This window comes from Rhizobium laguerreae (genome assembly GCF_002008165.1).
Lineage (GTDB): Bacteria > Pseudomonadota > Alphaproteobacteria > Rhizobiales > Rhizobiaceae > Rhizobium > Rhizobium laguerreae.
Genome location: NZ_MRDM01000010.1, coordinates 181,812 through 203,891 on the forward strand (window position 1 = coordinate 181,812; position 22,080 = coordinate 203,891).

Here is a 22,080-nt window from a genome sequence, read left to right on the forward strand (position 1 = left end):
CCGGTTCCGTGCTGATCAGGCTTTAAGTGTGGGAAGGAGTTTTATAGCGGTCGCGTGGTTGAGCGCCATCGGAATATCGTAGACGATCGCCAGCCGCATCAGCGCCTTCACGTCGACATCGTGCGGCATCGGCGTCAAGGGGTCGACGAAGAAGATCAGGGCGTCGACCTCGCCGGTCGAAATCAGCGCGCCGATCTGCTGGTCGCCGCCGAGCGGTCCGCTTTTCAGCCTCGTAACGTTGAGGTCGGGGACAGCGTCGAGCACGCGCCCGCCGGTGGTGCCGGTGGCGACGATCTTCCAGCGCGAGAGAATGTCGCGGTTGGCGCGGGCGAATGCCGCCATATCGTCCTTCTTCTGGTCATGCGCGATCAGCGCAAGGCATTTGCCGCCGGCCATGAAGTGAATCTCCGCCCCACCAATTCAATCGATTTGACCGCTGTATACCAAGAATTTGCGATTTGAAAGACAGCGCATCTGCCACTTCATTGGATCGCCGGCTTGTCGTTCGGGATCGGGCCGACATCCGGTAACGCGCCATCGGTGTCGTCAGCCGACGCGGCTGCCGGAGCAGCGGCGAGCGCGCTTGCGGCGGAGGGTCCGCCATAGGTGGCTGCCTGCATCGAGGCGACGGATGCAGCATTGAGCACGGCGGCGCAGGCCCTCGGCAAGTCGGAGACCGTCATCTCACGCGGCGGCTTCGGCGGCTTGGCGCCGGGCTTCGGCGGTTTCGGCGGCGCCCAAGGCGCCGGCGTGAACCAATAGGCGAGCGACTTGTCGCAGCCGTCGCCGGCGGGGACAGGAGCTTGCGGCGTGCATCCGGCAGCGCCCGGCGGACATTTGATGCGGATGTGGAAATGCGAGTCATGGCCGTATATCGGCCGGAGCTTACCAAGGTTGGTGCGGTCGCCGGCCCAGGTGTCGCACATCTTCTTCTTGATCGCCGGATTGACGAAGATACGCTCCACCTCGGGATAGCTTGCCGCCAGCATCAAAAGCCGCGCGTGCGATTGCGTCCATACCTTGGAGTCGACGGTCAGGAACTTGCCCTTCTGCAGCATCGTGGTGAAGGGCAGATCCTGGCGCTCCTCGGCCGTCATGCGGCGCGCCGGCATCGGGCTAAACCAGATATCGGCATCGAGGCCAATCTGGTGCGAGGAATGGCCGTTGAGCATTGGCCCGCCGCGTGGTTGCGCGATATCGCCGACAAGGATGCCCGGCCAGCCGGCATATTTGACCGCATCCTGCGAAAACCGCTCCAAGAGCGCGATCATGGCCGGATTGCCCCAGCGACGGTTGCGCGAAAGCCGCATCGCCTGCCAGGTCGGCCCGTCGGTCGGCAGTGCCACCGCACCCGTCATGCAGCCCTTTGCGTAAAAGCCGATCGGCTGTGCCGGCCCCTGCGTCGGCAGGCCGACGGCGCCGAACTGCCCCTTGGCGCTGCCCGGGCTCGGCGTCTTCTGCTCAGCGCCGACGTCGCCAACGGCAAGACCTGCGCCGATCGCGCCGGCGAGCGCCAGTTTGCCGAATGTTCTGAAAGCCTGAGCGAAGCCGAAAGCCATGCTGTTCCCTTAATTCGATGTCGAAGTGATTTGCACTCGAATCTATCCTGAAAAGCGATTTTGGTGAATCGATGATTTGCTGGACGGGCGCAGGAGGGGCCGGTGACGGAATGCCGCAGCGCCTCAGGCATTGACAGGAGCTGACCTTTGACAGGACTGGCGGCTCAAAATTTCGCGAGCCCGGCAAAAACCAGACTCTCTCCTGTTTTTCGCCCCTATTTCTCGTATTGTCGTATCCATCAATATTCAGGGGAAATGGGAATGGCGGCTTTGTGGTCGAAAATCGGTCTGTTTCTGTCGCTTGCGGGTGCTCTGGCGCCGCGGACGGCATTGGCTGAGGGCCAGCCGTTTCAGATCGGAAGCTCGGTCATCAGCGAGATGAAGTACAAGCCGGGCTTTACTCATTTCGACTATGTGAACCCCAATGCCCCGAAGGGTGGAGACCTGCGCCTCTCCGCGAGCGGGGCCTTCGACACCTTCAACCCGGTACTTGCCAAGGGCCAGGTGGGAGTAGGCCTGACGCTCGTATACGACACCTTGATGAAGGCGGCAGATGACGAGCTGCTTGTTTCCTACGGCTTGCTCGCCGAGGGGCTGTCCTTCCCCGCCGATGTCGCGAGCGCAACCTTTCGCCTGCGTAAGGAGGCAAAATGGGCAGATGGTCAGCCGGTCACGCCCGAGGATGTCATCTTCAGCCTGGATAAGACCAAGGAATTAAATCCCCTCACGGCGAACTATTACCGCCACGTGGTGAAAGCCGAAAAGACCGGCGATCGCGACGTCACCTTCACCTTCGACGAGAAGAACAACCGGGAACTCCCGAATATTCTCGGCCAGTTGGTCGTCGTGCCGAAACATTGGTGGGAGGGGCAGGGACCAGACGGCAAGCCACGCGATATCTCAAAGACGACGCTGGAGCCCGTGATGGGTTCGGGACCTTACAAGATTGCTTCCTTCTCCCCCGGCGCGACGATCCGCTACGAATTGCGCGATGACTATTGGGGCAAGGACCTCAATGTGAATGTCGGCCAGAACAATTTCCGCAATGTCATCTACACCTATTTTGGTGATCGGGACGTCGAGTTCGAAGCCTTTCGCGCCGGCAATAGCGACTACTGGCAGGAAACCACGGCTGCCCGCTGGGCGACGGGATATGATTTCCCCGCGGTGAAGGAAGGACGTGTCAAGAAAGAGGAGGTTGCAAACCCGCTGCGCGCCACCGCCATCATGCAGGCTCTCGTGCCCAACATGCGACGTGACCTCTTCAAGGACACCAAGGTCCGCGAGGCGCTGAACTATGGACTGGATTTTGAGGAGCTGAACCGAACGGTTGCCTTTAACAGTTACAAACGCATCGACAGTTATTTCTGGAATACCGAACTCGCCTCCTCCGGCCTTCCACAAGGCAGAGAGCTGGAAATTCTGCAGGGCATAAAGGATAAGGTCCCGGCAGAAATCTTCACCACGCCCTATGCCAATCCGGTCGGTGGCGATCCGCAGAAGAGCCGCGACAACCTCCGCAAGGCAATTGCGCTTCTCAAAGAAGCCGGCTGGGAGATCAAGGGCAATCGCATGGTCAATACCAAGACCGGCCAGCCGATGAGTTTCGAGATCCTGTTGTCGAGCCCCATGCTGGAGCGCTGGGCGGTGCCCTATGCCAGCAATCTCAAGAAAATCGGCATAGATGCGCGCGTGCGGACGGTTGACGCCTCGCAGGCCGTCAATCGCGAACGCAGCTTCGATTACGACATGATCTGGAATGTCTGGGCGCAGACGATGAATCCTGGCAACGAACAGTCCGACTATTGGGGCTCCGGTTCGGTCAATCAGCAGGGGTCTCAAAATTACGCAGGCATCGCCAATCCGGCTGTCGATGAGCTCATCCGCATGATCATCTTCGCGCCGAACCGCGATGAACAGGTCGCGGCGATCAAGGCGATGGACAGGGTACTGCTTGCAAACCATTACGTCATCCCGCTGTTCTACCGCGGTACCCAGAACATCGTCTATTGGAATACGATCACTCATCCTGCCGAATTCCCGGCCTATAGCCTGGGCTTCCCGGATGCCTGGTGGTCGACCTCGGCGAAATGAGCAGGCTTGCATTGAAGGCGGCCTCGGCTCCAAATGGGGCAAGCGAATCACGACAAGCCGGTACGGCCGGCAAGGGAAGGCTGGCGGATTGAGCAGCATCGGACTGGACGGCAGGCAGACAAGAAGAAGATTTCCGGAGGCTGAAGGCTGATGGGCGCCTATGTCATTCGCCGCCTGCTTCTGATGATCCCGACCATCGTCGGCATCATGGCGATTTCCTTCATCGTCATTCAATTCGCGCCAGGAGGCCCGGTCGAGCAGGTGATCGCCCAATTGACCGGCCAGGCCGATGGCGCCGATCAGCGCCTGTCCGGTGGCGGTGACCTGATGGGTGACGGAGGAGGGGACGAAGGCTCCAGATATCGCGGCGCCCAAGGGCTCGATCCGGAACTGATCGCCAAGCTCGAAAAACAGTTCGGCTTCGACAAGCCGCCGCTGACGCGTTTTGGCGAGATGATGTGGAATTACATCCGCTTCGATTTCGGCGAGAGCTTCTTCCGCAACACCTCCGTGCTCGACCTCATCAAGGAGAAGCTGCCGGTGTCGATCTCGCTCGGCATCTGGATCCTGATCTTCTCCTATGCGATCTCCATCCCGCTCGGCATTCGCAAGGCGGTCAAGGACGGATCGACCTTCGACGTCTGGACCTCGGGTGTCATCGTCGTCGGCTACGCAGTGCCGAGCTTCCTCTTTGGCATTCTGCTGATCGTGCTTTTCGCCGGCGGCTCCTTCTACGATTGGTTTCCGCTGCGCGGCCTGGTTTCCGACAATTTCGATCAGCTCGCCTGGTGGCAGAAGCCGCTCGATTATTTCTGGCACCTCACCCTGCCGCTGATCTCGCTTTCGCTTGCAGCCTTCGCGACGACGACGCTTTTGACCAAGAATTCCTTCATCGAGGAAATCAAGAAGCAGTATGTCGTCACCGCCCGCGCCAAGGGTCTGAATGAGCGGCAGGTGCTTTACGGCCATATTTTCCGCAATGCCATGCTGATCATCATCGCCGGTTTCCCCGGCGCCTTCATCTCCGCCTTCTTCACCGGATCGCTGCTGATCGAAAATATCTTCTCGCTCGATGGCCTCGGCCGTCTCGGCTATCTCTCTGTGGTCAACCGGGATTATCCGATCGTCTTCGCCACACTCTACATCTTCTCGCTGCTCGGTCTGTTCGTCAGCTTGATTTCGGACCTGATCTACACCTGGATCGATCCGCGCATCGATTTCGAGCGGAGGGATGTCTGATGGACGCCGCCGCAAATCCTGTCACTGCAACCCCCGTCAAGCCGCCGCGCAAGGGGCTGCTGTCGCCGACCAACATCCGTCGCTGGAAGAATTTCCGGGCGAACGGCCGCGGCTACTGGTCGCTGTGGCTGTTCCTGCTGCTGTTCGGGCTAAGCCTGTTTGCAGAATTCCTTGCCAACGACCGCCCGGTCATCGCCTCCTACAAGGGCGAAATCCTGTTTCCCGTGCTGATCGACTATCCCGAGGAGAAGTTCGGCGGCTTCCTCGCAGAAACCGACTACCGCTCCTCCGTCATTGCCGACGAGATCAACGCCAATGGCTGGATGATCTGGCCGCCGATCCGTTATTCCTACCGCTCGGTCAATTCGAACATTCCGCATTCGGCGCCCACCGCCCCGTTCTGGCTGATGACGAAGGAGGAGCGCTGCGCCGGCTATCCGCAAGGGATGAACGATCCCGCCTGCACCCTCGGCAATCTCAACTGGCTCGGCACCGATGACCAGGCCCGAGACGTGCTCGCCCGCGTCATCTATGGTTTCCGCATATCGGTGCTCTTTGGCCTGGCGCTCACCATCTGCTCGGCGATCATCGGCGTCACGGCAGGTGCGGTGCAGGGCTATTTCGGCGGCTGGACCGACCTCCTGCTGCAGCGTCTCATCGAAATCTGGTCGTCGATGCCGGTGCTTTACATCCTGCTGATCATCGCCGCCATTCTGCCGCCAGGCTTCTTCGTGCTGCTCGGCATCATGCTGCTCTTTTCCTGGGTCGGTTTCGTCGGCATCGTGCGCGCCGAATTCCTGCGCGCCCGCAATTTCGAATATGTCCGCGCCGCCCGCGCGCTCGGCGTCAACAACCGCACCATCATGTGGCGGCACATGCTGCCGAACGCCATGGTCGCGACGCTGACCTTCCTGCCCTTCATCCTGTCCGGCTCGATCACGACGCTGACCTCGCTCGATTTCCTCGGCTTCGGCATGCCGCCAGGCTCCCCCTCGCTCGGTGAGATGATCGCTCAGGGCAAGACCAATCTGCAGGCGCCGTGGCTCGGGCTGACGGCCTTCTTCACCATGTCGATCATGCTTTCCCTGCTGATTTTCATCGGCGAAGCCGTGCGCGATGCCTTCGATCCGAGGAAGACGTTTCAATGAGTGACATGACAGAACCGTTGCTTTCCGTCCGCGATCTCTCTGTTGCCTTTCATCAGGGCGGCGAAACCTCGCTTGCCGTTGATCACATTTCTTTCGATATCGCCAAAGGCGAGGTCGTTGCGCTCGTCGGCGAATCCGGCTCCGGCAAATCGGTCTCGGCCAATTCGATCCTGCGGCTTTTGCCCTATCCCTCCGCAAGCCATCCCTCCGGCGAAATCCTCTTCAAGGGCAAGGACCTTCTGAAGGCGTCGGAGCGGGCGCTGCGCGAAGTGCGCGGCAACGACATCACCATGATCTTCCAGGAGCCGATGACCTCGCTCAATCCGCTTCATACGATCGAGAAGCAGATCGCCGAGATCCTAGCCCTGCACCAGGGCCTTACCGGCCAGCCGGCGCGTGAGCGCGTGCTGGAATTGCTGAACCAGGTCGGCATCCGCGAACCGGAAAAGCGGTTGAAGGCCTATCCGCACGAACTGTCAGGTGGCCAGCGCCAGCGCGTCATGATCGCCATGGCGCTCGCCAACCGGCCAGAATTACTGATCGCCGACGAGCCCACCACGGCGCTTGACGTCACCGTGCAGGCGCAGATCCTCGAATTGCTCCGGCAGTTGAAGGCCGTCCACGGCATGTCGCTGCTGTTCATCACTCATGATCTCGGCATCGTCCGCAAATTCGCCGATCGGGTCTGCGTCATGACCAAGGGCAAGATCGTCGAAACCGGGACGGTCGCGGAGGTCTTCGCCAATCCCAAGCACGACTATACCCGCCACCTTCTCGCTTCCGAACCGCGCGGCGAGCCGCCGCTTGCCGATCCGTCGAAACCATTGGTGATGGAAGGTTCGGATATCCGCGTCTGGTTCCCGATCAAAGCGGGGCTGATGCGCCGCGTTGTCGATCACGTGAAGGCCGTCGATGGCATCGATCTTTCGCTGCGCGCCGGCCAGACCCTCGGCGTCGTCGGCGAATCCGGTTCCGGCAAGACAACGCTCGGCCTGGCGCTCACGCGGCTGATCTCCTCGCAAGGACGAATTGCCTTTGTCGGCAAGGATATAGCCGGCTATTCATTCAGCGAGATGCGGCCGCTGCGCAACCAGCTGCAGGTCGTCTTTCAGGATCCCTATGGATCGCTCAGCCCCCGCATGTCGGTCGGCGATATCGTCGCCGAAGGGCTGAAGGTGCATGAGCGCTCGCTGACATCAGAAGAACGCGATCAGCGCGTCTGCTGGGCGCTGGAGGAGGTGGGTCTCGATCCCCTGACCCGCTGGCGTTACCCGCACGAATTCTCCGGCGGCCAGCGCCAGCGCATCGCCATTGCCCGGGCCATGGTGCTGAAACCACGCTTCGTCATGCTTGACGAACCGACCTCCGCGCTCGACATGAGCGTGCAGGCCCAGGTGGTCGATCTCCTGCGCGATCTGCAGAAGAAGCACGATCTCGCCTATCTCTTCATCAGCCACGACCTGAAGGTAGTGAAGGCGCTCGCCAACGACGTCATCGTCATGCGTTTCGGCAAGGTAGTGGAGCAGGGACCGTCGGCGGAAATCTTCCGCGCGCCGAAGGACGATTACACCAGGGCGCTGATGGCCGCCGCTTTCAACATCGAGGCGGTGCCGACACCCGCCGTACAGCAATAAAAGAAGATCATGCCCGCAACTCCTCCCGTTCTCGTCGATATCAAGTTCAATCCCGAAGGCGTCGCCCGCGTACTGAAGACGGCCTTCGCCGACCGCGGCAGCATCAATCTCGCCGATCCGGCCGATCGGACACGCGATCTCCGCGACGTCGAATACGCGCTTCTCTGGAAGCCGGATGCCGATCTCTTCAAACGGGCGCCGAACCTGAAAGTGATCTTCTCCGGCGGCGCCGGCGTCGACCATATTATCGGCATGGACGGCCTGCCCGAGATCCCGATCGTCCGCTTCGTCGACCGCAGCCTGACGACCCGCATGAGCGAATGGGTGGTCATGCAATGCCTGATGCATCTGCGCGGGCAATACACCCATGACAGCCACCAGCGGCAGCGTGAGTGGGCCAAGCTGATCGCGCCGGAGGCGGCAGAAGTGACGGTCGGCGTCATGGGTCTCGGCATTCTTGGGCAGGATGCGGTCGCCAAGCTGAGAGTGATGGGGTTCAACGTCATCGGGTGGTCGCGCAGCCGCAAGCAGATCGACGGCGTCGAAACCTTCGATGCCAGCGAGTTTGACAGCTTCCTCGCAAGGACTGACATCCTCGTCGGCCTGCTGCCGCTGACGCCTGAAACATCAGGCTTCTATGACGCCGGGCTGTTTGCAAAGCTGCGCCGCAACGGCGCGCTCGGGCGGCCGGTCTTCATCAATGCCGGCCGCGGCAAGAGCCAGGTCGAGGCCGATATCGTCTCCGCCATCCGTGACGGCACCCTCGGCGGCGCTTCCCTCGATGTCTTTGAGGCGGAGCCGCTTGCATCAGACAACCCGTTGTGGGAATTGCAGAACGTCTTCATCACGCCGCACGACGCGGCCGTCTCTGAAGAAAACGCGCTGTTCCGTCATGTCGAGACGCAGATCGCCCGCTTCGAGCGCGGCGAGCCGCTGCAATTCGTGGTCGACCGCGCCGCCGGCTATTGAGGTTTCGGAACCTTCCAGACAGCCACCCGTTTCCTTAGCGGAAATTCTTCGCGGCCGGATCGGCCCGTCAAGACAGCGGAAGGAGACGATGATGGCCCATCAGACGGAAACACGCTGGGAAAAGTCGGACGGCAAGCTTCACAAGGAAGAGCAGATCCCGCCGGTGAAGGCAAGGCAGGGACGCATGGGTTATCGCATCCTGACGGTGCTGATCGTCGCGTTGGTGCTTGCCTTCGTGGTTTGGATCCCGGTCGAAATCTGGGGTAATCGCGAGGCAGACGAAGTGGCACCGCAACAGCCGGGTCAGCAGCTTCAGTCGCAGCAGCCTGCTCCGGCTCCCGCGCCGACGCCACAGAACGGTACTGCCGTTCCAACTGAAACGCCGAACACCACGCCGGCCGCTCCGAATGTGGCGCCTGCAACTCCGGCCCAATAATCGTGAGCAAAACCATGTTCACGTCCCGTCGCGACACTGCGGCGGGACGTTCATTGTTTTGTCTGGACTTTAGTCGCCGATTTTTCGATAAGAAGGCGCACGAGCCGGTTTTGTGCGCCGGCTGGGAACTTGGCAGTACCCGGGAATTTGGCAGCACCTGACCGGAGTGGACAGGGGCGGGAGTTTGATGGCCAGGACCGATATCGCAAGACGCGTCTACAATCATGCCTGGAAACTCGATCCGATCATCCGCAGCCTGATCGATACCGACTTCTACAAGCTTTTGATGCTGCAGATGATCTGGAAGCTCTATCCGGACGTGAATGCTTCGTTCACCCTCATTAACCGCACCAAACGGGTGCGTCTGGCCGAGGAGCTCGACGAAGGCGAGCTGCGCGAACAGCTCGATCATGCCCGCACGCTGAGGCTTTCCAAGAAGGAAATGATCTGGCTTGCAGGTAACAGCTTCTATGGTCGCGCGCAGATCTTCGAACCGGAATTCCTTGCCTGGCTTTCCAATCTCCAGCTTCCCGAATACGAGCTGTCGAAGAAGGACGGCCAGTATGTGCTGGATTTCCACGGATCGTGGAAGGAAACCACCATGTGGGAAATCCCGGCGCTCGCCATCGTCAACGAGCTGCGCTCGCGCTCGGCGATGAAGGCGCTCGGTCCATTCACCCTCGATGTGCTCTATGCTCGCGCCAAGGCGAAGATGTGGTCGAAGGTCGAACGGCTGAAGGAATTGCCGGGCCTGCGTATCTCCGATTTCGGCACTCGCCGCCGCCACAGTTTCCTCTGGCAGCGCTGGTGCGTCGAGGCGCTGAAGGAAGGCATCGGCCCGGCCTTTGCCGGTACCAGCAACGTATTGCTGGCTATGGATTCCGATCTCGAGGCCGTCGGCACCAATGCGCACGAGCTGCCGATGGTGGCTGCCGCCCTGGCCGAAACCGACGAGCAGTTGCGCAACGCGCCTTACAAGATCCTGCGCGACTGGAACAAGCTCTATGGCGGCAACCTTCTGATCGTCCTGCCGGATGCCTTCGGTACCGCTGCTTTCCTGCGCGACGCACCGGAATGGGTCGCCGACTGGACCGGCTTCCGCCCGGACAGTGCCCCGCCGATCGAAGGCGGCGAGAAGATTATCGACTGGTGGAAGAAGATGGGCCGCGATCCGCGCCAGAAGCTGCTGATCTTCTCCGACGGCCTCGATGTCGACGCCATCATCGATACCTACCGGCATTTCGAAGGCCGCGTGCGCATGAGCTTCGGCTGGGGCACGAACCTGACGAACGATTTTTCCGGCTGCGCGCCGATCGAGATCTCCGGCCTCAACCCGATCTCCGTCGTCTGCAAGGTCAGCGACGCCAACGGCCGTCCGGCGGTGAAGCTCTCCGACAACCCGCAGAAGGCGACCGGCGACCCGGCCGAGGTCGAACGCTACCTGAAATTCTTCGGCGCCGAGGACAGGATCGATCAGACCGTTCTGGTGTAGGTTTGGGCCAATGTGCCGCCATCCCGGGGCATATTGATGTGCCCCGCCATCGCATCCTCGATCGACCAACCGAAGCGCCAGGCGTCGAACATCGAGTACCATTCCTGGAAGTCGGCGATCGGCAGGATATCCGGCTTCGACATCGGATTGTCGGCCAGACTGCGGCCACGCGCACGGTCCCGTGCGCCACGTTCCTGCATCTCAAGCAGATTCTCGAACATCATTACCCCCGTCTTTATTCCGATTTATGCAATCATTCTAATAAAGCATTGTCGAGTCCGGATGCGACAATTCGGGTTTTTCACAGGATTAGCCCCAATTCGCTAGTTCAGGGGATGATGAGGTCGCAGCCGTTCCGGGCCATTTCATCAGACAAACAGAGCATGGCGGCGTCCGAGAGCCGCCCATGCCTTTCACCATACGGTCCACTAGACCCATGACGGGGAGGCTCGGCTTCCTGGCTGGGGTCCGCCGCCGAGCCTCCCGGCTGGCCGACCTTGCACAAGCCGGCAGCGCCGACACGTTGCCGCTTTCCGACAGCGGCGATCCAACCCGGATGATATCGAGGGCTAACAGCCGGTTACTATCCACCGGCCTTGTCCCGATCTCGCACAATCCCGCAATGCGCGCTGGCGGTATCGGCTCGGGTTTTCAGGCTGCCAATCTGCGAAACCGGGTTCTGATCCGGTCGAGATAATAATGGCCTGGAGACGGCGCCACCGTCATTGCGTGCACTTCCGAGGAGGGAACGCCTTCAAACAGACGTTCCTCGCCATTCTTGAAACAAATCCGCAGTCGTCCGTCTTCCTGGCTGAAATAGACGGATTTGATGATCTTCGACTCTACCGAAAGTTCTTCCACCTGTTTTACCTCTGTTTTTGATTTTGGCAGACGGTAAACCCAAACGTGCAAAGAGGCGGTGAAGCCGCATGGTAAAAATTCAGGAATCTTTCGACGTGCTGAACTTGAGTTCGCTCTGCGTTTTCCAAGGCACGGAGATCACGGCGCTGGCGATGACGGGCGATGACGAAGGTGGAGCACGTCTTCCACGAACGTAGATTGGGGATCCGACAGCTTCGGCCAGTTGTCGACAACGATTTAAGATGAATATCGAAATCGATACCATGGCGGACAGGGTGGGATTCGAACCCACGGTACGCTTTCACGTACACACGCGTTCCAGGCGTGCGCCTTAAACCACTCGGCCACCTGTCCATTGGGCGTTCGCGCCTAGGATAGGAGCAAATCGTCGGAACGGCGCGATATATACCGATGAATTTACGTCGATCAACCTAAATCTAACAGTTTTTTGACTTCTTCGGATAAAACTCGCCTCGGCCCATCCATTGTGCTTCACCTCATCGATGACTATGTAATTCTCTAAGGTGGAGAATGGCGCGGCCGGCCGGAATTGTCCGGCATATCGAGCGTCGGAGGAATTGATGCGTTTCCTGTTGCGTCTGGCGAGTCTTGTCGCGCTTGCGGCGGCCGTGATTGCCGGAACCATCGATTCGATCCAATCGGTTGCGGCGTCCTCCGTGGTGATGACGCCGATCTCCGATGCCTGGCAGGATGTGAGCCCGACAACCCTGACGTCGCTGCAATCCTCCCTTTCCTATTATATCCACCCGCGTTTCTACACGCTCATCTTCCAGTGGCTGATGCTCCAGCCGGCCTTTGCCGTTTTCCTGGTGATCGCGCTGCTTCTGTGGATGATCGGCTACAAGAAGCCGCCGGTAGCCGGTCGCTTCACTGCATAGCAAGGTGGTTTTGCCGGCACGATCCGGCGAGAAATCCAGGTGGCGTAGCCTGCTCTTCGACCAAGGTATTTACCGCCGGACTGGCTAGAAAATCCGCATTCTGAGGGAGAGGATGTCCAAAAATCAGTCCCGAAGAGCTGATTTTTGGCAATCACTGCAAATCTTTACCGCCTGAAAAATTTCTGGTGAATTTTTCCGTGAGCCATGCAAGGATGCGCGCAGCCAGGCCTCCGGGGGGAGGTCGGTGGTTCCGCAGACATGCCCGAAAAGGGCTTGCGGGAGGACCCCTAACGAATAGCAACAACAGGGCTGCACAATGAAAAAATCCCTTCTCACTCTCTTTGCCGTGGCTGCCATGTCGACGACGGCGCTTGCCGCCGATGTCAAGCCGGCGCTGGTTTACGGCACCGGCGGGAAGTTCGATAAGTCCTTCAACGAGGCGGCGTATAACGGCGCCGAGAAGTTCAAGACCGAGACCGGCATTGCCTATCGCGACTTCGAGCCGACGGGCGACACCCAGGGCGAACAGGCCATCCGCAACTTCGCAAGCCGCGGGTTCAATCCGGTGGTTGCCGTTTCCTTCGCCTGGACCTCGGCCATCGAGAAGGTTGCAGCCGAATTCCCGGACACCAAGTTCATCATCGTTGACTCCGTCGTCGACAAGCCGAACGTCCGCTCGGTTGTCTACAAGGAAGAAGAAGGTTCCTACCTCGTCGGCGTTCTCGCCGGCATGGCCTCCAAGACCGGCAAGGTCGGCTTCGTCGGCGGCATGGACATCCCGCTGATCCGCAAGTTCGAATGCGGCTACGAGCAGGGCGCACGCTCCGTCAAGGCCGATATCGAAGTGTTCCAGAACATGACCGGCACGACGGGCGCTGCCTGGAACGACCCGGTCCGCGGCGGCGAGTTGGCCAAGAACCAGATCGACCAGGGCGCTGACGTCGTTTATGCGGCAGCCGGCGCCACCGGTCTCGGCGTTCTGCAGACCGCCGCCGACAACAAGAAGCTGTCGATCGGCGTCGACTCCAACCAGAACCATCTGCATCCGGGCTCGGTCCTGACTTCGATGGTCAAGCGCGTCGATCTCGCCGTCTACAATGCCTACAACGACACCAAGAACGACAAGTTCACCGGCGGTGTCCAGGCGCTCGGCGTCAAGGAAGACGGTGTCGGCGCCGCGATCGACGACAACAACAAGTCGCTGATCACACCGGAAATGCAGGCTGCCGTCGACAAGGCCAAGGCCGATATCATCGCGGGAACCGTCAAGGTTCACGATTACACCTCGGACAACGCTTGCCCGAAGTGATCCGCGCCCGTATGTGATCGACGATTGAGATCGGGCGTATGGCGGAGGGGATTTTCGCCATACGCCCTTTTCTTATTTGGAGTCTGCAGTGACAGATAAGCCCGCTATCGAGCTTGTCGGCATCGATAAGAAATTCGGTGCCGTCCACGCCAACAAGGACATCAACCTGAGCGTTGCCAAGGGAACGATCCACGGCATCATCGGCGAAAACGGTGCCGGCAAATCGACCCTGATGTCGATCATCTACGGTTTCTACCATGCCGATAGCGGCGAGATCCTGGTCAACGGCAATCCGGTCACCATCCGCGACAGCCAGGCGGCGATCGCCACCGGCATCGGCATGGTGCACCAGCATTTCATGCTGGTCGATAATTTCACGGTGCTCGAGAACATCATGCTTGGCGCCGAAGGCGGCATGCTGCTGGCCAGGGGCGTCGCATCGGCCCGTGCCGAGCTCAAGCGGCTGGAAACGGAATATGGCCTGGAGGTCGATCCCGACGCGCTGATCGAAGAGCTGCCGGTCGGCCTGCAGCAGCGTGTCGAGATCCTGAAAGCCATGTATCGTGGCGCCGAGATCCTGATCCTCGACGAGCCGACGGGCGTGCTGACGCCGGCGGAAGCCGATCATCTCTTCCGTATCCTCAAGGTGCTGCGCGATCAGGGCAAGACGATCATCCTCATCACCCACAAGCTGCGCGAGATCATGGCGATCACCGATACGGTCTCGGTCATGCGCCGCGGCGAAATGGTCGCGACCCGCAAGACGGCGGAAACGACGGTGGAGGAACTCGCCGAACTGATGGTCGGCCGCCGCGTGCTGCTGCGCGTGCAGAAGGGCGAGGCAAACCCTGGGGCCGCCGTGCTCTCCGTCCGCAACCTCACGGTCAAGGACAATCGCGGCGTCACCATGGTCGACAACGTCTCCTTCGACGTGCGCGCCGGTGAGATCGTCGGCATCGCCGGTGTCGCCGGCAATGGCCAGTCCGAATTGCTGGAGGCGATTGCCGGCATCCGCAAGCCGACCTCCGGCGAAATCCTGCTCGACGGCCAGACGATCGACAAGGCTGATCCCGCCCGCCTGCGTGATCTCGGCCTCGCGCATATTCCTGAAGATCGCCACCATATGGGCCTGGTGCTGAAATTCGAGGAATATGAAAATTCCGTGCTCGGCTATCATCGCCACCCGGCCTACAGCAAAGGCCCTCTGCTCGATCTCGAAGCGATCCGCAAGGATGCGATGGAGAAGATCGAAAGATACGACATCCGCCCGCCCAACCCGCGGCTGAAGACGGCGAATTTCTCCGGCGGCAACCAGCAGAAGATCGTCGTCGCCCGCGAGATCGAACGCGATCCGAAGATGCTGATCATCGGCCAACCGACACGTGGCGTCGATATCGGCGCCATCGAATTCATCCACCGCCGGATCATCGAAATGCGCGACGCGGGCAAGGCGATCCTGCTCGTCTCCGTCGAACTCGATGAAATCCGCTCCCTTTCAGACCGTATCCTTGTCATGTTTGCCGGCCATGTCGTCGGCGAGAAGACGCCCGATGCCGGTGAACAGACCCTCGGCCTGATGATGGCCGGCATTGCCGCATGAGGCCTTTATGAGCACTGCTTCCGTTCCGCTACCAAACTGGATCAACTACGGCCTCATCCCGATTTTGAACCTCACTGTCGCCTTCCTGATCTCCGGCTTCGTCGTCTGGCTGATCGGTGAAAGCCCGCTCGATGCGCTGTCACTGCTGATCCAGGGCGCGCTCGGCAATGGCGAAGGCATCGGCTTTACGCTCTATTACGCGACGAGCTTCATCTTCACCGGCCTTTCCGTCGCGGTGGCGATCCATGCGGGACTTTTCAACATCGGTTCCGAAGGCCAGGCCTATCTCGGCGGCCTCGGCTGCGCGCTGGTGGCGCTGGCGCTCGACCGCTACGTGCCATGGTATGTAACGATGCCGATCGCGGTGATCGGCGCCGGCCTGTTCGGCGCAGCCTGGGCCTTCATCCCGGCTTTCCTGCAGGCAAAACGCGGCAGCCATATCGTCATCACGACGATCATGTTCAATTATATCGGCGCAGCGCTGATGGTGTACCTCCTTGTGCATGTGCTGATCGTACCGGGCAAGATGGCGCCGGAAACCCGTACCTTCCTGCAAGGCGGCCAATTGCCGAAGCTCGGCTGGGTCATGCAGCTGTTCGGCGCCAAGCTGGGGGCTGCCCCGTTCAACGTCTCCTTTATTATTGCGCTCGTCGTCAGCTACCTCGTCTGGTTGCTCGTCTGGCGCACCAAGCTCGGTTTCGAGATGCGCACGCTGGGCGTCAGCCCGACGGCGGCGGCCTATGCCGGCATCCCCTATGCCCGCACTGTGATCATCGCCATGCTGCTCTCCGGCGCGCTCGCCGGCATGATGGCGCTGAATCCAGTCATGGGCTCGTCTGCCCGTCTGCAGGTGGAATTCGTCGGCGGCGCCGGCTTCGTCGGCATCGCGGTCTCGCTGATGGGCCGCAACCATCCGCTCGGCATCATCATGGCCGCGATCCTCTTCGGTATCCTCTATCAGGGCGGCGACTGGATCTCTTTCGAAATGCCGAATATCACCCGCGAGATGATCCTGGTCATCCAGGGTCTGGTGATCCTCTTTGCCGGCGCGCTGGAATATATGTTCCGGCCTGCGATAGTGCGCCTCTACCAACAGTTCAAGCGCGGTTAAGGAGCGGGCGATGGATTATTACGACATCCTTATCAACGTTCTGAGCTCGACCATCCGCCTGTCGATCCCGCTGATCTTCACCGCCCTTGCCGGTCTGTTTTCGGAACGCGCCGGCATTTTCGATATCGGCCTGGAGGGCAAGATGCTGGGCTCGGCCTTTGCCGCAGCCTGCGTCGCCTATCTCACCGATTCGGCCTGGCTCGGTCTCGGTGCCGGCATCCTCTGCTCGGTGGCGCTGAGCCTGGTGCATGGCTTTGCCTCCATCACCAATCGCGGCAACCAGATTGTGTCAGGTGTGGCGATCAACTTCTTCATCGCCGGCATCACCATCGTGCTCGGCCAGGCCTGGTTCGGCCAGGGCGGGCGCACGCCACAGCTGTCGCCGGATTCGCGCTTCGCACGGATCATCCTGCCAGGCGCCGACGCCGCCCGCGACATTCCGATCGTCGGCCCGCTTTATGCCAATGTCATATCCGGCAACAATATCCTCACCTACCTCGCCTTTCTTGCCGTGCCGTTTTCCTGGTGGGTGCTTTACCGCACACGTTTCGGCCTGCGCCTTCGCGCCGTCGGCGAGAACCCGGGCGCGGTCGATACGGCAGGTATTTCCGTTGCCTGGCTGCGCTACCGCGCCGTCATGTGTGCCGGCATTCTCTGCGGCTTTGCCGGCACCTATCTGGCCATCGCCCAGTCCGCCGCCTTCATCAAGGACATGTCGGCCGGCAAGGGCTACATCGCGCTCGCCGCTCTCGTCTTTGCCAAGTGGAAGCCGGTGCCCGTCATGTTTGCCTGCCTGCTCTTCGGCTTTCTCGATGCGCTCGCAAATTTCATGCAGGGAAAGCAGGTGCCGCTGATCGGCGAAGTGCCGGTTCAGGTCTTCCAGGCGCTGCCCTATGTCCTCACCTGCGTCCTGCTTGCCGGCTTCATCGGCGTCGCGACCCCGCCGAAAGCCGGCGGTGTGCCCTATACGAAGGAGCGTTGATATGTCTCACGATCTGTTCGAAGCCGCCCGCGGCGCTATGGCCTTTGCCCATGCGCCCTATTCGAAATTCCCGGTTGGCGCCGCGATCCGCGCCGAGGACGGCAAGATTTATACCGGCGCCAACATCGAAAACCTCTCCTTCCCGCAAGGATGGTGTGCCGAGCCGACGGCGATCGGCGCCATGATCATGGGCGGCGCGAAGACGATCGTCGAAATGGCGGTCATTGCCGAGAAACTGCCGCTCTGCCCGCCCTGCGGCGGCTGCCGCCAGAAGATCTCCGAATTCGCCTCCAAGGAGACGAAGATCTACCTCTGCGATGAGGCGGGCGTGAAGAAGACCATGACGATGGAAGAGCTTCTTCCCTTCAGCTTCGAGACCGAACTCGGATGAAGGCGACGGTCGACCTGCTCGCCGCATTGCTCGGCGCCATCAAACCGCGCCACGGCATCGTGCTCGGCTCCGGCCTCGGTTCCCTTGTTAGCCAGCTGGAGGGCGCCGTCCGTATTCCCTATCGCGACCTGCCGGGCTTTCCCGTCAGCGCCGTCTCCGGCCATGCAGGCGAAGTCGTTACCGGCCGTCTCGGCGGCGTGCCTGTCGTCATGCTCTCCGGCCGCGTGCATTATTACGAGAAGGGCGATGCCAATGCCATGCGCCTGCCGATCGAGGTGCTGAAGGCGCTCGGCGTCGAAGCGCTGATCCTGACCAATTCGGCCGGATCGCTGCGCGACGACATGCCGCCCGGTTCGGTGATGCAGATCACCGATCACATCAACTATTCCGGCATGAACCCGCTGATCGGCGAGGAAAGCGATCATCGTTTCGTCGGCATGACCAATGCCTATGATGCGGGCCTTGCCGCGGCGATGCGAAGGGCAGCGGCGAAGCTTAAAATCGAGCTGGCGCAGGGTGTCTATATGTGGTTCTCCGGCCCAAGCTTCGAAACGCCGGCCGAAATCCGTATGGCGCGCATCCTGGGCGCCGATGCCGTCGGCATGTCGACGGTGCCCGAGGTCATCATCGCAAGAATGCTGGGCCTGAGGGTTGCAGCCGCCTCCGTTATCACCAACTATGGGGCAGGCATGACCGGCAATGAGCTCAGCCATGAAGAAACCAAGGACATGGCGCCCATCGGCGGCGCCTGTCTCGCCGCGATATTGAAAGACATGATTGCGGCTGGAACAGGATGATTTTAGGCCGGGTCGGCCTAAAATCCGAATCCTGTTCTAATAGTTAGAACATGGTGCCGAAACCGCGCATACTTTGCGGCTTCATGATCTAGAGGAAGCGAAGATGAATAGCCATTCCAACCGGGAGACAGCGGCTGTCGCCCTTTCTCTTCTCGATCTCACCAATTTGAGGGATGATTGCACCGAGGCGCAGATCGACGCGCTATGCGCCCGTGCGCAGACGCCCTACGGCACTAGCGCTGCGATCTGCATCTGGCCGCGGTTCGTCGCTCAGGCCCGCACTATCCTTGGCACTGGGCACGCCGTGCGTATCGCGACCGTCGTCAACCTCCCTTCCGGCGATATGGAAGTAGCCGATGTCGCTGCCGAAGCACGCGAGGCGATTGCCGATGGTGCCGATGAGATCGATCTCGTCATCCCCTACCGCAAGTTGCTCGCCGGCAATGAGAAGGCGGTGACCGACATGGTCAAGGCCGTGCGCGCCGAATGCGCCGGCGCCGTCCTGCTGAAGGTCATCATCGAGACTGGCGAGCTGAAGGATGCCGCATTGATCCGCCGTGCCTCCGAACTCGCCATCGAAGCCGGCGCCGATTTCATCAAGACCTCGACCGGCAAGGTCGCCGTAAATGCGACGCTCGAAGCCGCCGACATCATGATCCGCGCCATTCGTGAAAGTGGACGCAAGGTCGGCTTCAAGCCATCAGGCGGCATCGGCTCGGTGACCGATGCCGCGCTCTATCTGAGCCTTGCCGAGACCATCATGACACCGGACTGGGCGATGCCGTCGACGTTCCGCTTCGGCGCTTCCGACCTGCTCGACGATATCCTGTCTGTTCTGAGCGGAACACAGTCGGCCCCGGCTGCGGCGTCGGGCTACTGAAATGATTCCGCAGGAGATCATCCGGCGTAAGCGCGATGGCGACGAACTCGACGCCGCCGAGATCAGCTCCTTCATCGCTGAGCTCGCTGCCGGCCAATTATCGGAAGGCCAGATCGGCGCATTCGCCATGGCGGTCTGGTTCAAGGGCATGTCGCGGACCGAAACCGTGGCCCTGACGCTGGCGATGGCCGATTCCGGCGACAGGCTGCAATGGGCCGATATCGACCGCCCGATCGCCGACAAACATTCGACCGGCGGCGTCGGCGACAATGTTTCGCTGATGCTGGCGCCGATCGCTGCTGCCTGCGGCCTTGCCGTTCCGATGATCTCCGGACGCGGGCTCGGCCACACGGGTGGCACGCTGGATAAGCTCGAATCCATTCCCGGCTATATGATCACCCCGGACGCGGACCTGTTCCACAAGGTCGTTAGGGAGGCGGGATGTGCCATCATCGGTCAGACCGGCACCTTGGCGCCCGCCGACGGCAGGCTCTATGCCGTGCGCGACGTGACCGCCACCGTCGATTCCATTCCCCTCATCACCGCGTCGATCCTCTCGAAGAAACTTGCGGCGGGGCTGGAGACGCTGGTGCTCGACGTCAAGGTCGGCAACGGCGCCTTCATGGCTGACCGCGACCAGGCGGAGATCCTGGCGCAGTCGCTGGTCGAGGTGGCCAATGGCGCAGGTGTGAAGACCTCGGCCCTGATCACCGACATGAACCAACCGCTCGCCGATAGTGCCGGCAATGCCGTCGAGATGCGCAACTGCTTGGATTTCCTGGCCGGCAGAAAGGCGGACACGCGGCTTGAGACCGTCGTTCTTGCTTTCGCCGCCGAAATGCTGGTGAAATCCGGTATCGCCGCCTCGTCTGATGAAGCCGAGGGAATGGCGCGTCGGGCGCTGTCATCGGGAAAGGCGGCCGAGGTCTTCGCGCGCATGGTATCCATGCTCGGCGGCCCGGCCGATCTCATCGAAAACCCCGACCGATATCTGGCCAGGGCACCTGTGGAAAAACCTGTCCCGGCCGCCGGGTCCGGCTGGCTAGCCGCCTGCGATGCGCGCGGTATCGGGGTCAGTGTCATCGATCTTGGCGGCGGAAGACGCCACCCCGCGGACCGGATCGATCATCGCGTCGGCTTTTCCGAACTCCTGCCGCTCGGCACCCGCGTCAATGCCGGCGAACCGATCGCGCTGGTTCACGCCGCCGACGAAGCCGCGGCGGAAAGGGCAGCTGCGGCACTTGCCGCGCACTATCGCATCACCGAGGACAAGCCGGAGCTGACACCGGTGATTGCGGGCCTGATCTGACGCGGTTTACTGCTTGAGGCTGAGCGAACCGTCGGCGACGGAATAGGAGGCGAGCTTCTGCAGGAAGCTCATACCGACCAGCGTCGTCGTCAGCGCATCGTCCTTCAGGACGAAGGCTTCGACCTCACGCACGCGAATGCCGCCGATCTCGACCCGGTCGAGCGTCACATGCGCGGCCTTCGTCCGGCCGTTCGCGGTGTTCACCCCGTAGCGGAAATCGAGCTGGTTGGCGGTGAAGCCCAGTCGGCGGGCGAGCGTCTCGTTGAGCGCCACATAGGTGGCGCCGGTATCGATCAGACCATGCACCGGCTTGCCGTTGATCTTGAAGCTGCCGGTATAGTGGCCCTGCGCATCGGGCTGAAGGCGGACCGCATTGCTGCCGTAGACCGGCTGCGGTGCGACCGGCTGCTCGGTTTGGGTCGATACGTAATTGGCGGAAAGGGCGTCAGCGGGCTGCTGGCTGGTGCTTCCGAAGAAGGAAGGCACCTGTGTGGCGAGCACCGCGGCGATGCTGGCGAATAGGACGGTACGCACGAGCATGAAACAGAAATCCTTCCTGTATAAACCCGGCTTCATGCAGGGCCTCATGCTCCGAGCTTGTTAAACCTCAAGTGCTGACAAGTTGCTAAGATCGACACCAAAAGGCCCGGAATGAATCTCCGGGCCGTAAAGTCTTTCGATTTGGTAAAGGAAGGCTGAAATTACTTGGTGCCGTACATACGGTCGCCGGCATCGCCGAGGCCGGGCATGATGTAGCCCTTCTCGTTGAGATGACTGTCGATCGATGCGGTGAAGACGGGAACATCGGGATGCGCGGCGCGAAAGTTGCGGATGCCTTCCGGGGCGGCAAGCAGGCAGAGGAAGCGGATATTGTGGGCGCCGCGTTCCTTGAGCTTGTCGATCGCCGCGATGGAGGAATTGCCGGTCGCAAGCATCGGGTCGACGACGATGATCAGCCGCTCGGCTACGTCCTCCGGCGCCTTGAAGTAATATTCGACCGGCTGCAGCGTCTCGTGGTCGCGGTAGACGCCGATATGCGAGACGCGGGCGGACGGCACGAGATCGAGCATGCCTTCGAGCAGCCCGTTGCCGGCGCGCAGGATCGAGGCGAAGACCAGCTTCTTGCCCTCGAGGATCGGCGATTCCATCGTCTGCAGCGGCGTCTCGATCGTTTCCATCGTCAGTTCGAGATCGCGGGTCACTTCGTAGCAGAGCAGCGTCGAGATTTCGCGCAGCAAACGCCGGAAACTTCCCGTCGATGTCTCCTTGCGCCGCATGATGGTGAGCTTGTGCTGCACAAGCGGATGATCGATGACCGTGACGCCGTCCATGGGGAAGCCTTTCATTCTTTCTATCGAATGTTTCTTTCA

22 protein-coding genes and 1 tRNA gene are annotated in these 22,080 nt (G+C 60.9%); 16 read left to right on the top strand and 7 right to left on the bottom strand.

Going from position 1 to position 22,080, the window contains the following annotated elements; all coding sequences use genetic code 11:
- Positions 1–15: 15 nt before the first annotated feature.
- Positions 16–396, bottom strand: coding sequence for a methylglyoxal synthase (locus tag BS630_RS09270; RefSeq protein ID WP_077977184.1), 381 nt, complete (start codon positions 394–396; stop codon positions 16–18).
- A gap of 86 nt (positions 397–482) precedes the next feature.
- Positions 483–1,559: a penicillin-insensitive murein endopeptidase gene (gene mepA / locus BS630_RS09275; protein WP_077977185.1), complete on the bottom strand. Its 1,077-nt coding sequence runs from the start codon at positions 1,557–1,559 to the stop codon at positions 483–485.
- A gap of 261 nt (positions 1,560–1,820) precedes the next feature.
- Here mepA and BS630_RS09280 point away from each other — a divergent pair, with 261 nt between their 5' ends.
- From BS630_RS09280 to pncB, 7 genes are all read left to right on the top strand, one after another.
- The gene (locus tag BS630_RS09280) at positions 1,821–3,653 is read left to right on the top strand and encodes an extracellular solute-binding protein (RefSeq protein WP_077977186.1); all 1,833 of its coding nucleotides are present in this window, start codon (positions 1,821–1,823) and stop codon (positions 3,651–3,653) included.
- Positions 3,654–3,803: 150 nt separating this feature from the next.
- Entirely contained in the window at positions 3,804–4,892 is a 1,089-nt protein-coding gene (locus BS630_RS09285; protein WP_017962784.1) for a microcin C ABC transporter permease YejB, read from the top strand.
- Complete coding sequence (locus tag BS630_RS09290) at positions 4,892–6,040, top strand: ABC transporter permease (protein WP_020052388.1); 1,149 nt, start codon at positions 4,892–4,894, stop codon at positions 6,038–6,040. The genes BS630_RS09285 and BS630_RS09290 overlap by 1 nt, the downstream gene beginning before the upstream one ends.
- Positions 6,037–7,674, top strand: coding sequence for an ABC transporter ATP-binding protein (locus BS630_RS09295; RefSeq protein WP_027669147.1), 1,638 nt, complete (start codon positions 6,037–6,039; stop codon positions 7,672–7,674). The genes BS630_RS09290 and BS630_RS09295 overlap by 4 nt, the downstream gene beginning before the upstream one ends.
- A 9-nt stretch (positions 7,675–7,683) precedes the next feature.
- Positions 7,684–8,643, top strand: a complete 960-nt coding sequence (locus tag BS630_RS09300) for a 2-hydroxyacid dehydrogenase (protein WP_077977187.1) — start codon at positions 7,684–7,686, stop codon at positions 8,641–8,643.
- 88 nt (positions 8,644–8,731) lie between these two features.
- On the top strand, positions 8,732–9,079 hold the full coding sequence (locus BS630_RS09305; protein ID WP_170269400.1) for a hypothetical protein: 348 nt from the start codon (positions 8,732–8,734) through the stop codon (positions 9,077–9,079).
- 187 nt (positions 9,080–9,266) lie between these two features.
- Positions 9,267–10,571 (top strand): nicotinate phosphoribosyltransferase, encoded by a 1,305-nt coding sequence (gene pncB, locus BS630_RS09310; RefSeq protein WP_077977189.1) that lies wholly within the window; start codon positions 9,267–9,269, stop codon positions 10,569–10,571.
- Here the strand turns inward: pncB and BS630_RS09315 are convergent.
- From BS630_RS09315 to BS630_RS09325, 3 genes are all read right to left on the bottom strand, one after another.
- Positions 10,553–10,792, bottom strand: coding sequence for a CrpP-related protein (locus BS630_RS09315; RefSeq protein ID WP_077977703.1), 240 nt, complete (start codon positions 10,790–10,792; stop codon positions 10,553–10,555). The genes pncB and BS630_RS09315 overlap by 19 nt on opposite strands.
- A 430-nt stretch (positions 10,793–11,222) precedes the next feature.
- The gene (locus BS630_RS09320; protein WP_077977190.1) at positions 11,223–11,432 is read right to left on the bottom strand and encodes a KTSC domain-containing protein; all 210 of its coding nucleotides are present in this window, start codon (positions 11,430–11,432) and stop codon (positions 11,223–11,225) included.
- A gap of 264 nt (positions 11,433–11,696) precedes the next feature.
- A tRNA-Ser gene (locus BS630_RS09325) sits at positions 11,697–11,786 on the bottom strand.
- Between the two features lie 227 nt (positions 11,787–12,013).
- On the opposite strand from BS630_RS09325, the gene BS630_RS09330 reads away from it, so the two are divergent.
- From BS630_RS09330 to deoA, 9 genes are all read left to right on the top strand, one after another.
- Complete coding sequence (locus BS630_RS09330; protein ID WP_003544459.1) at positions 12,014–12,331, top strand: hypothetical protein; 318 nt, start codon at positions 12,014–12,016, stop codon at positions 12,329–12,331.
- A 316-nt stretch (positions 12,332–12,647) separates the two neighbouring features.
- The gene (locus tag BS630_RS09335) at positions 12,648–13,640 is read left to right on the top strand and encodes a BMP family lipoprotein (RefSeq protein ID WP_017962791.1); all 993 of its coding nucleotides are present in this window, start codon (positions 12,648–12,650) and stop codon (positions 13,638–13,640) included.
- An 88-nt stretch (positions 13,641–13,728) separates the two neighbouring features.
- Entirely contained in the window at positions 13,729–15,240 is a 1,512-nt protein-coding gene (locus BS630_RS09340) for an ABC transporter ATP-binding protein (protein WP_077977191.1), read from the top strand.
- A 7-nt stretch (positions 15,241–15,247) separates the two neighbouring features.
- Entirely contained in the window at positions 15,248–16,351 is a 1,104-nt protein-coding gene (locus tag BS630_RS09345; RefSeq protein ID WP_077977192.1) for an ABC transporter permease, read from the top strand.
- A gap of 10 nt (positions 16,352–16,361) precedes the next feature.
- Positions 16,362–17,333 (top strand): ABC transporter permease, encoded by a 972-nt coding sequence (locus BS630_RS09350; RefSeq protein WP_077977193.1) that lies wholly within the window; start codon positions 16,362–16,364, stop codon positions 17,331–17,333.
- Between the two features lies 1 nt (position 17,334).
- The gene (locus tag BS630_RS09355; protein ID WP_077977194.1) at positions 17,335–17,724 is read left to right on the top strand and encodes a cytidine deaminase; all 390 of its coding nucleotides are present in this window, start codon (positions 17,335–17,337) and stop codon (positions 17,722–17,724) included.
- Positions 17,721–18,521: a purine-nucleoside phosphorylase gene (locus BS630_RS09360; RefSeq protein WP_077977195.1), complete on the top strand. Its 801-nt coding sequence runs from the start codon at positions 17,721–17,723 to the stop codon at positions 18,519–18,521. Before BS630_RS09355 ends, BS630_RS09360 begins: the two co-directional genes overlap by 4 nt.
- Positions 18,522–18,624: 103 nt before the next feature.
- Positions 18,625–19,401, top strand: coding sequence for a deoxyribose-phosphate aldolase (deoC, locus tag BS630_RS09365; RefSeq protein WP_077977196.1), 777 nt, complete (start codon positions 18,625–18,627; stop codon positions 19,399–19,401).
- A gap of 1 nt (position 19,402) precedes the next feature.
- Positions 19,403–20,710, top strand: a complete 1,308-nt coding sequence (gene deoA, locus BS630_RS09370) for a thymidine phosphorylase (RefSeq protein ID WP_077977197.1) — start codon at positions 19,403–19,405, stop codon at positions 20,708–20,710.
- Positions 20,711–20,716: 6 nt separating this feature from the next.
- Here the strand turns inward: deoA and BS630_RS09375 are convergent, their stop codons facing one another.
- Both BS630_RS09375 and upp read right to left on the bottom strand, forming a co-directional pair.
- Positions 20,717–21,286 carry a TIGR02281 family clan AA aspartic protease gene (locus BS630_RS09375; RefSeq protein WP_077977198.1) on the bottom strand — a complete coding sequence of 190 codons (570 nt, stop codon included), beginning with the start codon at positions 21,284–21,286 and terminating at the stop codon, positions 20,717–20,719.
- A gap of 125 nt (positions 21,287–21,411) precedes the next feature.
- Complete coding sequence (gene upp, locus BS630_RS09380; RefSeq protein WP_003544477.1) at positions 21,412–22,041, bottom strand: uracil phosphoribosyltransferase; 630 nt, start codon at positions 22,039–22,041, stop codon at positions 21,412–21,414.
- Positions 22,042–22,080 lie beyond the last annotated feature (39 nt).

Coding starts and splice junctions, on each gene's coding strand:
- BS630_RS09270 (WP_077977184.1), bottom strand. CDS start 396: ATGGCCGGCGGCAAATGCCTTGCGCTGATCGCGCATGACCAGAAGAAG.
- mepA (WP_077977185.1), bottom strand. CDS start 1,559: ATGGCTTTCGGCTTCGCTCAGGCTTTCAGAACATTCGGCAAACTGGCG.
- BS630_RS09280 (WP_077977186.1), top strand. CDS start 1,821: ATGGCGGCTTTGTGGTCGAAAATCGGTCTGTTTCTGTCGCTTGCGGGT.
- BS630_RS09285 (WP_017962784.1), top strand. CDS start 3,804: ATGGGCGCCTATGTCATTCGCCGCCTGCTTCTGATGATCCCGACCATC.
- BS630_RS09290 (WP_020052388.1), top strand. CDS start 4,892: ATGGACGCCGCCGCAAATCCTGTCACTGCAACCCCCGTCAAGCCGCCG.
- BS630_RS09295 (WP_027669147.1), top strand. CDS start 6,037: ATGAGTGACATGACAGAACCGTTGCTTTCCGTCCGCGATCTCTCTGTT.
- BS630_RS09300 (WP_077977187.1), top strand. CDS start 7,684: ATGCCCGCAACTCCTCCCGTTCTCGTCGATATCAAGTTCAATCCCGAA.
- BS630_RS09305 (WP_170269400.1), top strand. CDS start 8,732: ATGATGGCCCATCAGACGGAAACACGCTGGGAAAAGTCGGACGGCAAG.
- pncB (WP_077977189.1), top strand. CDS start 9,267: ATGGCCAGGACCGATATCGCAAGACGCGTCTACAATCATGCCTGGAAA.
- BS630_RS09315 (WP_077977703.1), bottom strand. CDS start 10,792: ATGTTCGAGAATCTGCTTGAGATGCAGGAACGTGGCGCACGGGACCGT.
- BS630_RS09330 (WP_003544459.1), top strand. CDS start 12,014: ATGCGTTTCCTGTTGCGTCTGGCGAGTCTTGTCGCGCTTGCGGCGGCC.
- BS630_RS09335 (WP_017962791.1), top strand. CDS start 12,648: ATGAAAAAATCCCTTCTCACTCTCTTTGCCGTGGCTGCCATGTCGACG.
- BS630_RS09345 (WP_077977192.1), top strand. CDS start 15,248: ATGAGCACTGCTTCCGTTCCGCTACCAAACTGGATCAACTACGGCCTC.
- BS630_RS09350 (WP_077977193.1), top strand. CDS start 16,362: ATGGATTATTACGACATCCTTATCAACGTTCTGAGCTCGACCATCCGC.
- BS630_RS09355 (WP_077977194.1), top strand. CDS start 17,335: ATGTCTCACGATCTGTTCGAAGCCGCCCGCGGCGCTATGGCCTTTGCC.
- BS630_RS09360 (WP_077977195.1), top strand. CDS start 17,721: ATGAAGGCGACGGTCGACCTGCTCGCCGCATTGCTCGGCGCCATCAAA.
- deoC (WP_077977196.1), top strand. CDS start 18,625: ATGAATAGCCATTCCAACCGGGAGACAGCGGCTGTCGCCCTTTCTCTT.
- deoA (WP_077977197.1), top strand. CDS start 19,403: ATGATTCCGCAGGAGATCATCCGGCGTAAGCGCGATGGCGACGAACTC.
- BS630_RS09375 (WP_077977198.1), bottom strand. CDS start 21,286: ATGAAGCCGGGTTTATACAGGAAGGATTTCTGTTTCATGCTCGTGCGT.
- upp (WP_003544477.1), bottom strand. CDS start 22,041: ATGGACGGCGTCACGGTCATCGATCATCCGCTTGTGCAGCACAAGCTC.